Source organism: Pleionea mediterranea (genome assembly GCF_003148745.1).
Lineage (GTDB): Bacteria > Pseudomonadota > Gammaproteobacteria > Enterobacterales > Kangiellaceae > Pleionea > Pleionea mediterranea.
The window spans coordinates 133077-148910 of sequence record NZ_QGGU01000005.1; the positions used below are offsets into that span (position 1 = coordinate 133077).

At 41.1% G+C, this 15834-nt stretch carries 20 protein-coding genes; 4 read left to right on the forward strand and 16 right to left on the reverse strand.

The window, feature by feature from the left end:
• Positions 1–89: 89 nt before the first annotated feature.
• The 3 genes from queF to C8D97_RS07765 form a co-directional block, all read right to left on the reverse strand.
• A complete protein-coding gene (gene queF / locus C8D97_RS07755) occupies positions 90–908 on the reverse strand; it encodes an NADPH-dependent 7-cyano-7-deazaguanine reductase QueF (RefSeq protein WP_109763197.1) in 819 nt (272 codons plus the stop codon).
• Positions 909–1021: 113 nt separating this feature from the next.
• Positions 1022–2269: a 23S rRNA (cytidine(2498)-2'-O)-methyltransferase RlmM gene (rlmM, locus tag C8D97_RS07760; RefSeq protein WP_109763198.1), complete on the reverse strand. Its 1248-nt coding sequence runs from the start codon at positions 2267–2269 to the stop codon at positions 1022–1024.
• Positions 2270–2351: 82 nt separating this feature from the next.
• A complete protein-coding gene (locus C8D97_RS07765) occupies positions 2352–2684 on the reverse strand; it encodes a DUF1820 family protein (protein ID WP_109763199.1) in 333 nt (110 codons plus the stop codon).
• A 184-nt stretch (positions 2685–2868) separates the two neighbouring features.
• Here C8D97_RS07765 and C8D97_RS07770 point away from each other — a divergent pair, with 184 nt between their 5' ends.
• The 3 genes from C8D97_RS07770 (at position 2869) to C8D97_RS07780 (ending at position 5528) form a co-directional block, all read left to right on the forward strand.
• A complete protein-coding gene (locus C8D97_RS07770; RefSeq protein ID WP_109763200.1) occupies positions 2869–3465 on the forward strand; it encodes a class I SAM-dependent methyltransferase in 597 nt (198 codons plus the stop codon).
• Between the two features lie 733 nt (positions 3466–4198).
• The gene (locus C8D97_RS07775) at positions 4199–5029 is read left to right on the forward strand and encodes an RHS repeat domain-containing protein (protein ID WP_109763201.1); all 831 of its coding nucleotides are present in this window, start codon (positions 4199–4201) and stop codon (positions 5027–5029) included.
• Positions 5004–5528: a hypothetical protein gene (locus tag C8D97_RS07780; protein WP_146196118.1), complete on the forward strand. Its 525-nt coding sequence runs from the start codon at positions 5004–5006 to the stop codon at positions 5526–5528. The genes C8D97_RS07775 and C8D97_RS07780 overlap by 26 nt, the downstream gene beginning before the upstream one ends.
• A gap of 88 nt (positions 5529–5616) precedes the next feature.
• Here C8D97_RS07780 and C8D97_RS07785 read toward each other — a convergent pair whose 3' ends face one another.
• Positions 5617–6843 carry a nucleoside recognition domain-containing protein gene (locus C8D97_RS07785; RefSeq protein ID WP_245411416.1) on the reverse strand — a complete coding sequence of 409 codons (1227 nt, stop codon included), beginning with the start codon at positions 6841–6843 and terminating at the stop codon, positions 5617–5619.
• Between the two features lie 274 nt (positions 6844–7117).
• Here C8D97_RS07785 and C8D97_RS07790 point away from each other — a divergent pair, with 274 nt between their 5' ends.
• On the forward strand, positions 7118–8536 hold the full coding sequence (locus C8D97_RS07790; RefSeq protein ID WP_109763204.1) for a sensor domain-containing diguanylate cyclase: 1419 nt from the start codon (positions 7118–7120) through the stop codon (positions 8534–8536).
• A gap of 58 nt (positions 8537–8594) precedes the next feature.
• Here C8D97_RS07790 and C8D97_RS07795 read toward each other — a convergent pair whose 3' ends face one another.
• The 12 genes from C8D97_RS07795 to C8D97_RS07850 form a co-directional block, all read right to left on the reverse strand.
• Entirely contained in the window at positions 8595–9128 is a 534-nt protein-coding gene (locus C8D97_RS07795; RefSeq protein WP_146196119.1) for a hypothetical protein, read from the reverse strand.
• A 188-nt stretch (positions 9129–9316) separates the two neighbouring features.
• Complete coding sequence (locus C8D97_RS07800) at positions 9317–9682, reverse strand: hypothetical protein (protein ID WP_109763206.1); 366 nt, start codon at positions 9680–9682, stop codon at positions 9317–9319.
• Positions 9683–9806: 124 nt separating this feature from the next.
• Positions 9807–10295 carry a TolB family protein gene (locus C8D97_RS07805; RefSeq protein WP_280951661.1) on the reverse strand — a complete coding sequence of 163 codons (489 nt, stop codon included), beginning with the start codon at positions 10293–10295 and terminating at the stop codon, positions 9807–9809.
• Positions 10296–10310: 15 nt separating this feature from the next.
• Positions 10311–10703, reverse strand: coding sequence for a TolB family protein (locus C8D97_RS07810; RefSeq protein WP_109763371.1), 393 nt, complete (start codon positions 10701–10703; stop codon positions 10311–10313).
• Between the two features lie 148 nt (positions 10704–10851).
• Positions 10852–11235 (reverse strand): hypothetical protein, encoded by a 384-nt coding sequence (locus C8D97_RS07815; RefSeq protein ID WP_109763208.1) that lies wholly within the window; start codon positions 11233–11235, stop codon positions 10852–10854.
• A gap of 155 nt (positions 11236–11390) precedes the next feature.
• On the reverse strand, positions 11391–11996 hold the full coding sequence (locus tag C8D97_RS07820; protein WP_109763209.1) for a DUF998 domain-containing protein: 606 nt from the start codon (positions 11994–11996) through the stop codon (positions 11391–11393).
• 89 nt (positions 11997–12085) lie between these two features.
• Positions 12086–12484, reverse strand: coding sequence for a fosfomycin resistance glutathione transferase (gene fos, locus C8D97_RS07825; protein WP_109763210.1), 399 nt, complete (start codon positions 12482–12484; stop codon positions 12086–12088).
• A gap of 72 nt (positions 12485–12556) precedes the next feature.
• Complete coding sequence (locus tag C8D97_RS07830; protein ID WP_109763211.1) at positions 12557–12853, reverse strand: hypothetical protein; 297 nt, start codon at positions 12851–12853, stop codon at positions 12557–12559.
• 66 nt (positions 12854–12919) lie between these two features.
• Positions 12920–13516, reverse strand: a complete 597-nt coding sequence (locus C8D97_RS07835; RefSeq protein ID WP_109763212.1) for a DUF998 domain-containing protein — start codon at positions 13514–13516, stop codon at positions 12920–12922.
• A gap of 92 nt (positions 13517–13608) precedes the next feature.
• Positions 13609–14172, reverse strand: coding sequence for a hypothetical protein (locus tag C8D97_RS07840; RefSeq protein WP_109763213.1), 564 nt, complete (start codon positions 14170–14172; stop codon positions 13609–13611).
• A gap of 393 nt (positions 14173–14565) precedes the next feature.
• Positions 14566–15021, reverse strand: a complete 456-nt coding sequence (locus C8D97_RS07845; protein WP_210204888.1) for a hypothetical protein — start codon at positions 15019–15021, stop codon at positions 14566–14568.
• Between the two features lie 178 nt (positions 15022–15199).
• Positions 15200–15814: a GGDEF domain-containing protein gene (locus C8D97_RS07850; protein ID WP_109763214.1), complete on the reverse strand. Its 615-nt coding sequence runs from the start codon at positions 15812–15814 to the stop codon at positions 15200–15202.
• Between the last annotated feature and the right edge of the window lie 20 nt (positions 15815–15834).

The following is a 15834-nucleotide window of genomic DNA, read 5'->3' on the forward strand; positions in this document are numbered from 1 at the left end:
CACCCCTTTAGCTTACTTGGATATTTGCTCAGGTTCGGTGTTATAAGTCACAAAATAAACAGCCTTTTGTGCCACCTGTAATAAACAGCCTACTGCCTTGCCAGTCGCATAAACTCAATGTTTGTCTCATGACTGCTGCGCCAGGGATTGATATCAAGCCCTCCGCGCCTGGTATAACGTGCAATTACCGTCAGCTGCTTTGGTTGGCATTGCTGCATAATGTCAGTGTAAATCCGCTCAACGCACTGTTCGTGAAACTCATTATGATTACGAAACGACACGATATATCGCAATAAACTGGCGTGATCGATGGCGTTGCCCTGATAACGAATTTGCAGCGTTGCCCAGTCCGGTTGGGACGTAATCAGGCAATTACTTTTTAACAGGTGAGAATAAACCACTTCATCAGCCAGTGCGCCATCAGACTTTAATGTTAAAAGCTCTGGCTGGTAATCGTAAATTTCGCAGTCAATATCCAGATCATCCAGACAGGCTCCCGTCAATTTACCCAGTCCTTTACTTTGATACTCCGATAAAGCAAACATCAGCACATTAACATCGGATTTTACCGCTTCTGATAAATCGGTTATCAAACGTGCTTTCAGTTCGGCCATAGAATCCAGACGTTCCTGATTAAATGAATTCAGATAAAGCTTGAAGGATTTAGACTCCACAATAAAAGGCGACTCACAGGGAAAGTAAAATTCGGCAATCGCCACCTGGGGTTTGCCTTTACTGTTCAGCCACGACACTTCGTATGCGGTCCAGATATCCTTACCGACAAATGGCAACGATTGTGTAATACCCAGCTCGGTACGCTTGTCTTGCCGCGCAACAGGAAATAAAAGTTCGCGATCGTAGCGTTCAGGATACGCTGTCGACTGGCCTAAAGGAATTTGTTTGGTCATAACGATCTACTTAGTAAAAGAACTCTTTGGTAATGATTCTGAGTTAATATCTGAGTTAATAATTGCTGAGTTAATAATCACTGCAAAATGGCTATTCACTTTAGTGAAGTCCGCTAAATGACGGCAAGATAACAGGTCACTTCTTCTCTATCATGATACAGCTGTTTGGCGCTTAACTGATACGGCTTTGAACCAAGAATATCATCTATGATCCGCTGACACTCGAGCAATGCCTGATAACGCTTTTTCATCGGCAGTTTTAAGTTGAATATAGCACGCTCACAGTCGCCCTCTGCCAGCCAGCTTGCCATAAGCTCGGCAACCCGCATGGGTTTCTCGACCATATCACACACCAGCCAGTTAACGCGGTACGGTGGCCGAAAGTGGAATCCATCGGCTTTAATATGTTCAACCTGCCCACTCTTCATTAATGCCTCAGCCATGGCGCCATTATCAATCGCCATCACCTGTAACTCCCGCTTCACTAACTGATAAGTCCAGCCTCCGGGGCAAGCGCCCAGATCAACCGCCGTTTTACCTAAACCAAACAGTTGCTGCTGCTCAGATTTATCAAAGAAAAACAAAATGGCTTCATCCAACTTTAGGGTGGATCGGCTTGGCCCGTCCGACGGCATTTTAAGGTGCGCCACACCGCAGGGCCATTTTGGTTGACGCGACTTTAACGAATAGCCAACCACTGCAGAGGTACCCGACGTGAACAAAAGATTCAGGCACAAGGGTGAATCCGCTTGCCAGATAGCACGGGACTGATTTAATGGATTAACGGATGATTGATGGGCGTCAGTATGAGAGCAGTTAATATGAGAGATGTCAGTAGGAAAGCTGTCACTTTGTGAGCTATCTGACTGAGGCTCGTTTGTGTTGTTCCTGCAGGTGTTTTTTAAAGCCTGCTTTAAAGGCGACACCAGTTTTTTACACAGCTTTGCGAGAGACTTACCCTCGTTGGTGTCATTAAACCAGGTGACTATCTGGCATACCTCAGGCCCTGCCGATATTAACGCCATAATTCCGGCTACCCGATCAGCAGGATCGAGCTGGCTCAGTTCGGGTAAAGCCAACATCAAATCTCTGGCAAACACCAAATCATTGACCGCCAACCGTTGAAACAACCGCAAAGCGGAAGCTGTATCGTAACAGACAAACGCAACCTGACCGGATTGCTCCACGGTTTTTACGTAACCATAGACCTCACAGGTTTGCGCTACAGCCTGAATTTCCTGCCCGGTTTCTGATTCAAACCCCGGACGACACAGCAGCATAACCTGCAGCGGCTCATCTGGTAGATTTTCCAGATGTTGAAACTGGCTTGACTGAAAAGGCTCGACTAAACAACTAGGCATATAAAAAATACTGGATGGTCTAATAAGGTATTAACTTAATGACTCTCTGTATGAATCATTAACTGTTTTTAAATAGTGATCATTATTTAGGTTTTGGTGCCGAGCCAGCAGGAAACGGAAAGTGCGTCACCACATTGCCTCCCTGTGAGTCGGAAACTTTAGCGGTGCCCTGCTTCTCCACTTCATCAATACGGATGATGGCGTGCATCGGAATATAGCTGCGTTTAACACCATCAAATTCGGACTTTAATTTTTCTTCCGCCGGATCAACCACCACCTGCGCGCGCTCACCAAATAGCAACTGCTCAACTTCCACAAAGCCATACAGACCACTGGAATGAACCTGGCGCGCATATATTTCATAATTTTGCCCCTGATTAACAAACAACACTTTATAGATGGGACCGTCACTCATAAGGAAAAGACTCTCTTGTTTAATCAAATTAAGCTGGCCGCTATTCTACAGCAGCGCCGAATAAAACACAGCCTTCGCAGCATCGGACACTGATTGACACAATTAGTGTTTCGGCGCTAACACAGGTTGTTAGTCTGAGTTATACTTGCGCCAACATTCATAGACGTCCAAAAGCCGTAATACCATGACACCAGCCAAACTACCCATCACTGAAAAATTACGAACGCCACTAAGCTTCACCACCGAACTGAAAGGCCACCCCTTAAAATTTCAGTCCACCTGGGGCGTATTTTCCCCTCGTGAAGTTGATGAAGGCAGCCGCCTGCTGCTCGACCATATTAGCCTGTCAGCCGATGCGGACTGCTTCGATCTGGGTTGCGGCTATGGTGTACTGGGGATCACTCTGGCGAAAATGGCACCGGATGGCACCACCCTGATGGCCGATAAAGATTTTGTTGCGGTAGATTACGCCAACGAGAACGCCCAACTCAACTCAGCAAGTAATGCCAAAGCCATTCTCAGTAATGGATTTGAGCAACTCAATGATGAGAAGTTTGACGTGATCGTCTCCAATATTCCGGCAAAAGTGGGTAACGAGATGTTGACCTTATTTTTGTACGATGCCCTAGAGCACCTTAAACCTGGCGGCCAATTTTACGTGGTCACCATTAATGGCTTAAGACAATTTATGAAGCGCAACTTTAATGATGTTTTTGGCAATTACAAGAAACACAAACAGGGCAAAAATTACACCGTAGCCAGTGCGACAAAAGTGTCATAATTGACCAATCTGGCACCGTCACTGACCTGTAATAATGTTTCCACAGAAGCTGTGGATAACTATGGGGAAAAGTTTTTTAAAAGGTCTGTCAGCCCTGATAAATCCACGACCTTATACAGATTGTATATTTTTTAACCTCTTTTTATTTTTCCTTTATTATCAATAGGTTACAAACAATATCTCACTCGATTAAAGATTAGGCACATTGTTTGTTTGTTGTGCAGAGCGCCAAAAATAATTAAATTTTTTCTGTGGATTACTATTGACTTTCAGATTCATATACGACTTTTGTTGGCTTTCATCAAACTGTTACATGGTTATTTTTTAATCACTCGGTTTGCAGCCAATTATCAAGTGAAAGTAAATACTAACTGATGATTAAAAATGGTGTAAAAATCCTTTTGTTCAAAGCAAAAATCCAGCTTTGTTAAAGTAAATAAATGCCCGACAGAAATCATCTGCGCGATAATAGTACGCCAACCTTTGTATTAGCCAAAGAACCAATAGGCAATAAAAATTGCAGCGGTTATACCAGCCAGATCTGCCGTTAAGCCACAGGCAATGGCATGGCGTAATTTTCGAATACAGACAACACAGCATTTATCCAAATGGCATGTTAATCTCACTTTACAATAAGCTGGTCAGCTCACCTTATTTAAACCCAGATGTTCAAGTATAATCTCGCGCTCGCGCGCTATTGAACTCGAATCGCAATTTTTAAAGGAATAACAACATGAAACTATCGAAGCTTTTACAGCTACTCTTTATCATAATCATAGTAACTACTCACTTAAATAGTTTATCAGAAAAGGTAACGATCACCTTTATTCATACCGACCATCTGGGCTCGCCCATTATGGCAACTGATGAAGAGGGACAAGTAAAATGGCGCGAGGAATATCAACCATTTGGAAAACAACTCACTAATGCAGATAATAATAATAACGTGGGTTTCACCGGTCATAAAGATGATAAATCACTCGGCTTATCTTATATGCAAGCACGGTGGTATCACCCTGAAGCTGGGCGTTTTATGTCGTTGGATCCCATACGTTATCGCGATGTCCATTCGTACAATCGGTATGTTTATGGGAATAACAATCCGTACAAGTATGTGGATCCGGACGGTAGGGAAGTTCGAAATCCAAATAAACATAGAGTTCACCCGGCTACAGTGATCAAGCTTGACAGGTTGGATAAAAACACCCCCGGCGTTGACTACATTATTACGAGCGGACAAAGAACAGCTGAACATAATAAAAAAATTGGAGGTGCAAAAAGCTCTCATCATGTTACAAGTAATGGAGGAACTGGAGTCGATGCAAATCCCTCAGTAACAAGTGCTGCTCCAATAGGTACAGATACAGACTCTATTGCTGAAGAAGCATCAAAGGCTGGCTTCACAGGCATCATCACTTATACCAAAGAAGATGGAACTTCTAACAATGCTGATGCAAATGGTGGTAGATTACATTTAGATAGTCGAAAAGTTAAATTTCATGCTAGGCAAAAAAAAAATTCTAAAAGGGAAAAGTATTATGAAAAGAGGAATTATGGAAAATAAATTTACTGGTCTAATTTGCTTTTTATTAGTCAGTTGCTCTTCGAATATCATTGCAGATGTAAATTTATCTGTTGAATTAAATGGTAGGTTAAACATTAACAGTAAAGAATTTACACTTGAGAACAGACATGCAGCATTATTAAAAAAATTCACAGTAAAAAAATCACCGATAATTGGAGATGCTAGCGGCAATGAAGTCAAGACTGGGTACTATTTAAATAATAACCCTCAATTTACTGTTGAAGTTAGCGAAAACAAAATATATCGAATAAACGTATACACACCAGATATTCCTGTCAACTTCAGAGAAGAGATTATTAAAGTTAGCCATAAAATATCAAATATAGTTAATGACAAATGTTCTTTTCTTAAAGGAGAAGAAACAGGTTGGTTTATTGATTGTGGTCTGCCTTCAAAAGTAATTCTTTACACTGACTGTAAAGAAACTGTTACAGAACAGTGTGTAGTAAATAGGATTTTGTTAAACAATTATCCATAATTTTAGAATAGAGAAGTCTCTTAATATTAACTAATATGAGCCAGTTCTTCCTGCACTTATGAACCGGCGATTATGAAACCCATATGCATTACCCAAAGAACCAATAGGCAATAAAAATTGCAGCGGTTATACCAGCCAGATCAGCCGTTAAGCCACAGGCAATGGCATGGCGTAATTTTCGAATATTCACCGCACCAAAATAAACCGCTAATACATAAAATGTGGTTTCGGTGCTGCCCTGAAAAATCGCGGCCAGTCGTCCGGCAAAAGAATCCACACCGTGGGTATTCATGGTTTCCAACATCATCGCCCGGGCACCGCTGCCCGAAAAAGGATTCATTAACCCGGTTGGTAATGCGGCAACAAATTCGGTACTGCCACCCAATGCAGAAACAACCGCGGCAATACTCCCAAGCACCAAATCAAACAATCCACTGGATCGCAATAATCCAATCGCCACCAACATGGCCACCAGATACGGCATTATTTTAACCGCCAGCTCAAATCCCTGTTTAGCGCCCTCGATAAACTCTTCGTAAACCGCAACCCGCTTATACAACGCCAGCGCCACAAATGCGGTTATGGCGGTAATTAATATGCCATTCCCCAGCGCAGAGGATACCGATGCCATCTGTTCCGGTGGCAGCGACTGAAATCCCCAGATAATACTGACCAGCAACAGCAAAGCGACCAGCAAGTAACTCATCACCACACGATTGAACAAATTAATCTTTTGCACAGCCGCCACCACCAATAGTCCAACCAATGTCGATGCAGAGGTGGCCAGAATAATTGGAATAAACACATCCGCCGGTTGCGCAGCCTGTTGCTGTGCCCGGTACATCAGTATAGTGACCGGAAACAAAGTTACTGACGATGTATTCAATACCAGAAACAGTATTTGGGCATTACTGGCGGCATCTTTTTCCGGGTTGACCTGCTGCATGCTTTCCATTGCTTTTATTCCGGCAGGGGTTGCTGCATTATCGAGGCCAAAAATATTCGCCGCCATATTCATGGTGATATGACCAAACGCCGGATGATTTTTTGGCAGCTCCGGCATTAACCGGTGAAACAAAGGCGAAAAGACTTGTGACAACACATTGAGTGCACCCGACGCCTCTGCCAGTTTAAGGATCCCCATCCAGAAACACAGCAAGCCCACCAGCCCAAGTGCAATTTCGATACTCAGTGATGCCATATCAAATACCGATGTCATCATGTCACTGAACACCGCCACCTGATCGTTTACCAGCCACTGCCATAAAGCAGCAAAAAATGCCGACAGGATAAAACCAGACCAGACTTTATTCATTATTATTCGTTCTCAATGGTTTAATTAAATAGCGTATTTCTCGTCGCAAAGTCTACTGGCATTACAGGGTGTATAGCAAACCTGAGCATTCAACACGATTTTAGGCCTATCATTTACCCCACTCAATTACTGATAGATCGATTAATGTCGTTTTAATTTTTTATATCGATCACGCATTAACAGCCCGATCATCCGACCAATATCTCATAAAGGAATTTTTCGATTAACTTGGCTATACTCTATATTCGGCAGATAATAATCAGGATGGCTCGACATGGAGCACAATGAAGCCTTTGACCTGTCCGGTATCAGTCTCAAAAGCCTGCTACAAAATGCTCACATTGGTGTGGTTATTCATCGATGGGATACTTCCATCGTCTACGCCAACCCCACCGCCATAAAACTGCTCCGGTTAACCTACGATCAAATTATCGGCAAAGATGCCAAAGATCCCAAATGGCAATTTATTGATGAGTCAGGACGCTCGCTGCAAATTGAAGAATACCCCGTCTGTAAAGTTAAACGCTTCAAAAGCCCTTTATCCAACGAAGTATTAGGACTGGACGACTCCAGTAGTCAAAATATAACCTGGTTTAACGTTAACGCTTACCATGAAATGGATCAGGGTGAAGGCTTTATAGTGGTCACCTTTATGGACATAACAGACCAGAAGAGTATGTTTTCCTTCAGGAATGTATTGGAAAAATCCGATGACGTTGTCATTGTTACCGAAGCCGATGATATAGAGGCACCGCTAGGCCCTAAAATTGTGTATGTTAATGATGCCTTTGAAAAACTAACAGGTTACAGTCGGGAAGAGGTCATTGGCGAAACGCCAAGAATTTTACAAGGCAAGCATACCGATAAGACTGCAATAAAACGTATCAAGCAATCGTTAACGGATAAAAAACCAATCCGGGAAACGATTTTAAATTACAGTAAAACCGGCCATCCTTACTGGTTAGAAATGAATATATTTCCACTCAAGAATAAATTTGGTCAAGTAACTCATTTTGCAGCCATTGAGCGTGATATCACAGAAATGATTTATCATGCGGAACAGCTTGAAAAAAGAAACAAAGATTTAAAAGAAATGAAGCATAATCTACAAGTCCTGGTGGAAGAAAAAACCCAAAAATTGCGGGTCGCCAACAAAAAGCTTGAGCAATTGGCCTATTACGATCCATTAACTAATTTACCCAACCGACGAAGCTTTATTGATCAGGCAGAAAAGCAAGTATCAGCCTGCACCAGAAACCACTACACACTGGTGACAGGCCTGCTCGATGTCGATAATTTCAAATTGATTAACGACACCCACGGCCACGACATTGGTGATAAAGTTCTTCAACATATTTCACGTCAACTGGAAATCATCTTTCGACAGGAAGACATCTATGGCCGCATCGGTGGAGAAGAGTTTGCCTTTTCCATTGTGATAGAAGACGGTAAGCACGCAAAATACATCGGCGAACGAATTTGCCAGGAGATCGAAGAGCAACCAATAATGACATCGGATAAAAATATTAATATCACCGTCAGTATTGGTATGTGCATTAATTACCCGGAAACGTTTCCAACCACACTAAATGAAGCTATAAAAAAAGCAGACCTATGTTTATACAAAGCAAAAAATAATGGTAAAAATTGTGTTATTACTACGGATGATGATCAGTGTACGCCAGCAGCTTGATGTTTATTGGTTAACACTCTATTAGCTCACAACAAAACTTTATAACGTCAGCAGTAGGTTACGTTTTTTTAACACTGTTTTGATAATTAATCAGAAGACAACTGCCCATGATTTGACCATATACATTAGCTTTAGCAATTCCCTTTACTTCTTTAGGGATATAGTTTCCTGAAAGCTTCTCAAGACAAAAATCGAGAATCTCCTCCACGACTTTTTCACAGTCTTTACGAGCACCTTTATACACATAAATGAACTTTGCTTTAGGGTCGCTACATAACCCCGGAATGCTACTCGCCTTAAAATTATGAAACCATTGTTCACGTGGCATTATCAACACACCATCCACAACTTTTGGATCAAAAAGCGTTCGTTCTGAGGGTGGTACATACTTAACATCTTTTTTGATGGTCTGATTTGATGCACAGCCAACCAACAAATAAATTAATATCGCAACAATATACTTCATTATTACCTCAATACATAATGCCACATTATCTCTTACATAACGCCATGTTAGACGCATGTGACGAAGGCGCGCCCGGTTGAACGCTTGACCATATTTTTGCGCAACTTCAAAAGAAACTGCGTTCACACCACCTTAATTATGGCCAGTAACTGCACTCTCATCTTTCAGACAAAAACTACTTTAAATACCAGCCGCACTACAAAATGCCAAGTACTTACTTTTTGTATAGGGAAAGCTTTGTTGAGTGTAGTTTGCAGTCAAGTGGCGTAGCCACCCAAAAAAATCAACAAACAAAAGGTTTCCGAATAACAATGTTATGTGTTTCGCGTGTTTTCACCATCTGCTTGCATATGCTCGTGATGTATTTCTGACTTCTGTTTTTCTACCATTTCAATGCGATTCTTCACACCTGGATTAAACACTGAGTCAGCCTCCATAAAACCGCCAGCTACAGATGAACTTCCCGATTGTGATTTATAGCCCTTAAACCATCCAATGTTTCCGAGTTTATTTGCTAAAAAAATTCCAAAAACAGGAACAGTCCAAACCAATACCCACAAGCTAACTTTCTTCCTCAGAGTTGGTATCCAGTTATATATTTCCCTACTCATTAGAGCATTTAGGTAAATTAATAGAACAACTATCAGGAGTATAAATGCGTATAGTGTTGGGTTTTTCAAAACGGCTCCTTTTCGGTTCTAGTTGTAATCACACATAAGAACTGCGAGAACGAGCTATCTTTGGCGCCTCTCATGCTGCATTTATTATATGGTTTTTATTTGGATTTGGCTAACAATGGCCTTGCTAACGCTGAAAAACCGCATAGCCACTATTTGGGATTATCTTTTTTACGGATGTTCCATCTTTATTCATTATATAGATATCCTTTTCTTTACTGTAGTCTTTGACGGATGAATATATTATTTTAGAGCTATCAGGTGACCAGGATGGATACCAGTCATCAGTATTATTAGTGGTTAAGCGCTTTTGATTAGAACCGTCTATGTTCATCAGATAAATTTCATAATTGCCATCTCTTTTAGACATGAAAGCAATTTGCTTACCATCGGGTGAAATGTCAGGGTGCCACTCTTCAGCGTCATTATCAGTTAGTTGAATGATGTTGCTACCATCAATATTCGCTATGCTTATTTCACTCTTTTTGTCTTTGAACTCCGAGTTATAAACAATTCTTCCATCTTTTGTAAACTCTGGCGCACCACCACTCAAGGCTTTTATTTGAGTCTGCTCACTACCATCAGCATTCATCATCCAAATCTCTGCCCGTGCCACATTATTAGTATCTCTTTACTCACGAGAAAAAGCGATTTTTTGACCATCTGGAGACCATGCAGGCGCATAATCCCATTTATTAACGGCATGAGTTAATCGTTTTCTATTTGTACCATCACTATTCATGGTATGAATTGACCAAGTTTTTTTGTCATCATATTTGGCATAAAATGCTAACTTTTTTCCGTCAGGAGACCAAGCCAGGTATCCACCTTTAGCATTGATGCTTTTAATCGTTGACTTACCTTCTTTATCACTCTCATAAATTCCGACGCTATCCGTTTCCATAGAGTCATAAGCAATAGTATAAGATCTTTCTGACACCGATTGATTATTTTGCGCATAACTGCCGCAACTAAATAACAACAAACAAGCTAATAGCGGTATTAGAGAGTAAATAGGTTTCATAATATTTCCTTATTGTAAAATTAATGAGCTATTGTTCGTTAGTTAAATATGATTGATTAATTGCTCAGTGTAAACAAGCATAGTTTCAAAACAACTGATATCCTTATGACCTTTAGATGATTTTGTGCTGACGGTAATAAACAGTTCATTATTTAAGAACGGATCCAATAAGTCCTAAAACCCCAATAGGTAATAATAAAGTCCATTGCGGTAACTTTAAGAATGCTTGCAACTTAAAAAAGTACCAACCGACAGCAATAAATACGATAGAGAACATTATAAAAGTTATTGAGACACCAATAACTACGCTTTGAAGTGTAATTAAATTAAACCAACCAATATAAGTTAGTGAAACACCCGACATAACTAAAATAACGGACACCATATGCCAACACGCTAAAAGAGTCGCTTTAGGTATGTCAGGAAGATCAGATTTAAGGAATGGCCTAACAGGGTCAACTTGTCCCGCGAAAATATGCACTAGTGAAGTAAATATACCTATTATTCCTGAAGCAAAAATCCATGTATTCACTATATTTTCCTTATAAACATAAACGCCAAAGAAGGCGCTTCATCTTTTGCGACCTTCTTATTACGATTATTATATAGTTTATTGTTTGGGTCTGAGGTTCTCAATAACCTGAGCACCAACCCATAATGCTTTGACTTTTCAATTTAACGCAGTAATCACTTGCTAGTCGCGGGCTTTGCATTGTTAGCCGACAATAACTGCGTACCTAGCATGTAAGCAGTAATACCGAACCACCCCATTGTCGGGATGGCCCATATTCTCTGTATTAATCCATTAAATTCCGCAGGAATAAAGCCAGCATAAATCATCCAAAACATAAATACGTGCAATAGAGTTACCGCAACGGAAAAATTTTCAAAAGCCGCAGACTTAATAGTGTTCTTAAATTCAAGGGCAAATGCCATCGGCACAATAATCATGAAAATGGATAAGTTATACAATAGGTGCAAGGGGCTTTCTAGTGTCCAAATCCCGGCACTAATCATGCTTATTCCCAGTAAAAATGTTGACAGCATGGAAACCGAAAATCGGTTTGGAGAGATGACTTGGCTCCCTAAAGCGAAAACGCACATGGAAACACCTATCACAATATCTGCAACTCGATGAGTGTAAGCAAAAACTGGCGCTTCAAGAGCAACATGGCTGATACTTTTAGCGAAAAAGTCGAAGCCAGGAATAAAAACACCCAGTCCGATGTTAATCACCGAGACGATCCAAATCAAATGAGCTTGCCTAATTAATAAACTGTTTATGTGTGTCACTCAATTTCCTTTTTTTGGCTAATGCCTTAAGCAGTGGAAAATAAACACGGCTGCCCACTAACACCCGCATCGACGGCATTTGTTAAGGTTTAACACCAAATCATATTTTTATAGGGTTTCACCCGTAAAGATTCTAATCGTGACTGCAATGAACCAACATGCAACTCGACCTTATGGCCATCAGGATCCAGAATATACAAAGAGTCACCTTCGCTACCATTCTCTTTCCACTCTTCTATTCCTCGATCCTTGGCCACTACTTTGAGTGCTTCCAAATCTGGTTGAGAGATCGAAAACGCAATATGGCTATAATCTCCTGCGGGAGCTACAGTATCAATACTTAAACAAACCCAGTCATTGCCGGCAGTAAGATACGCCCCGCCCTCCCATTTAACGTGCGGTTTGAACCCCAATATCTCACAATAGAACTTCATTGAACGGTCTATGTTACTTGTTGTGATTGTAATGTGGTTGAGCCCATGAACCATGATTGAATCCCGAAGAAACTTAACGATCAAATCACGCAATTGCAACTATTCGCATGCATTATTTTGTTAATTTCACAATACATTTAAGTCAAAAAACAATAATACCGGAACCAATGCTAATCTACTTACAAATACCGGTACTATAAATTCAGAAAAATCATGTTTCGATAAAGCCTTAAATACAACCACCATCACAATTAATGATATGATACCCCCGCCATTCGAGAAAAGCATCACTGAAGCTCCAGCAGAAAAGCCTGCTGCAATTGCATGAAAAACATTATGCTCTACAGAAAAAAGTCTCAATGAAATAGTAAATAATACTGAACCTGCAAGGGCATATATTAATGCCATGGTAGTTGTATCCAACTTATCCTCCAATAAAGAAATTAACGCCTGAGTTAAGCCGCGAAGCGGCTTCGGCTAAAATAATTGTTAGCCCGCTGCCGCAGCGTGCTTGGCAGACCGCATGACCGAAAGGTTGATGTCACGCGCCAAGGAGTAACTGGCCACGGCGTACCAGCCGAAAATAATAAGCGTCGCAACACGCTGCGTCAGGCCGCGAAACCCGTGCGGGTCAAAGCCTGAGAGCATAAGCCATAAGTAAAGCATGATGACGAGCGCAACAAGCATGGAGAAGCTTCGTAGCGAACTACCAGTTGGCGCGATCTCTGTGGCAAAGAAGGCCGGGACTAAAACCATGAAGAAGCCAAGGCCGTACAAGCCATGGAGCGGGCTGCCCATTACAAAGACCCCGTTTGATATCATGCTTGCTCCAAACACTACAGCCGCTACCGCCGTGTATTTGGATCCCTTGGCTAGGAATAGCCAAGTGCCAAACAAGGCAATCGAAACCCCGGTGACAAAAGCTGCCACCCTTTGAATGAGCGCAATGGGGTGGTCAAGAAGCGCCACCTCACTGATGTGCTGCGAGATAGATGAGTAACCAGGCAAAAAGAACGCAATCAGAATTGGGACAAGCATCGCACCTAGCGGTATCACTACGGTTTGTTTAACTAGGATGTGTTTCAAAATCTCTCCCCCTTCGGTAACTTTTGTGAGCGGGCTAACGCTCGTGTAATTCGAACGGCACGCTTTTCGCCGATTCGAAATTCACACTCTGGTTATGCAATTTTTTCAACTTCATTTAACTCCAAGCTTTTTATGTAATGTTCAAGGTTAGTTGAAATTTTTTCGAAGACTCGCGGAAAGTAAGATGCGATTTCCGAGAAGCTTGGATTGTCACTAAGCGGCCCGCCATGATAATAACGCATATGTTTGAGTATATCATCTTGTTCATCCGAGCTAAGTGCATAAAACGGATTTGATACGCTATAATCGTGAAAGCTTGAGAAGTGTATAAATGCACAACCGAACTTGTAAACTGATAACGTCCACCCTTGAAGCTTATTCGATTGTTCAACCATTTCCCTATCAGTCACCTTTTTTAGTTTTCCTTTTGGGGTTGAGACGGTCCAAATTTCGCCATTTAAAGTTTGTTCAATGAGCCTCGTCCTCTCAGAAATATCAGCAATACTGAGCAAATATATTGCTCTAATCATTGAATCCAGTTCTTGTCTTAGTATAGATGCCATTATACCCGAGAGATCATGCAAACGATTCATCGCTTCTGAATGCTCAGCTGATCTTTTTCTTAATATTTTACAGAAATCTTGGATTACATTCATACTATCTCTTTATAGGCCTAACAATATATTATATTCACGAAAGTTTAAATAAACCGCTTTCTATTTTGGCTTATAAGACTACAGACCTTTCACTGTAAGGGCTAGAGCAAAAATCACTTTTCTCAATTATGCTGTATAGATCTCTCAATAGCATAAGATTCCATTATACGCGCCAATATTTTTTCAATAAATTCCATACATTCAAGCAAAACACTATGCCATTTCAACTGAAGAATCCTACTGCTCCTGAGTTAAAAATAATATTTATTTTCATGAGCTGTAGCCAAAATACCTTTCCCTGTCGGGTATTTTATCGCCACTCGAAAATTTATAAAAATTCAACATAGCCATCCATAAACTAACGACTCATATCAAAAACCAACGGCTAAACAATCAACCTCCTAACCATGTTGCCACCGATATTAATAACAAGCCTATCCATCCCGGATGGCGGGCCTTGGTACTGATGAAAACCAATAGCGACGAGAGCAACATGGATATTGCAATAGCATTAATCACCAGGCTCCGTAATTGCTCTAAAGTAGGCTCCATTGATAACTGCAGCAAGACGACACCCAAAGCTACACCAAAAATAGAAACAATATGCCAGCTTGCCCATAGAATTCTTACGTGACGTTCTTTCAGTAAAGTGCTGCCATTGGTGGGGATGATGGTGCTATTTCGCATGCGCCTGAAAACAAGATGCTCACCGAGTGCTGAGTGAATAATCGCAACTAAAAAAGCAAGTATACCTGCTATTAGAAAATACATAGGACGTCCTTTTAAATAATTGATATTGGATTTTAGAGTTTTTAAAAAATTAAATGCTTGAAACGTTTTTTGATCCATCTAACTTTAAGAAATCGCTCCCTGATTATTGCATTAATATTTCTGTCCGTTGATAACAATAAGTACTAAGCTATTTGATGAATGTCTCTTTAATGAGGTTCGCTTTAACTAAGCTCGATTTGACTAAACTGTCTTTAACCAAGTTCTCTTTAATGAAGGTATCTTTAACGAACTCTCTTTAATCAAGCTCTCTTTCTGGCTGCGAGACTTTTAATTGATTTTTACCATCTTGCTTGGCATGAAATAATACCGTATCCGCACGTTTCGCGATGTCATCAAAACAGGTGTCATCGGTGCATAATTCGGCAACACCCATGCTCACAGTAACCGTTCGTTTATCCTTAAATGAAAAGTCGTGCTCGTAAAGCGCCGACTGGATGCGTTCAAATACTCGTTGTGCTTCTGTTGCTGAGCTTTCGGGCAGTAACATTAACCAACCCTGACCTCGCCAGCGACTGATTTTATCGCCCTGACGTTTGTGCTGCTGCAACACTTGTGCAACGGATGTTAAAACCTTATCCCCTACATCGAAGCCATAGGTGTCGTTGATGTCACCAAAATTATCCAGATCGATCATGGCGACGCTGAAAGTGCTATTTCTTACGCGCGCCTGTTCAAACACAATATCGCCCAATATCACCATGGACGCACGGCTCAGATCACCTGTTAATTCATCAACCTCGGCTATTTCGCCTTGCTGCTTCTTTTGCTGCTGATACTGATTAAAAATATATCCGCCGCCAATCATTATTAAGATGGTTTCAACGACAATAATTATCTGCTCTAGTGACATCGCAACCTCTTTTTATTAAT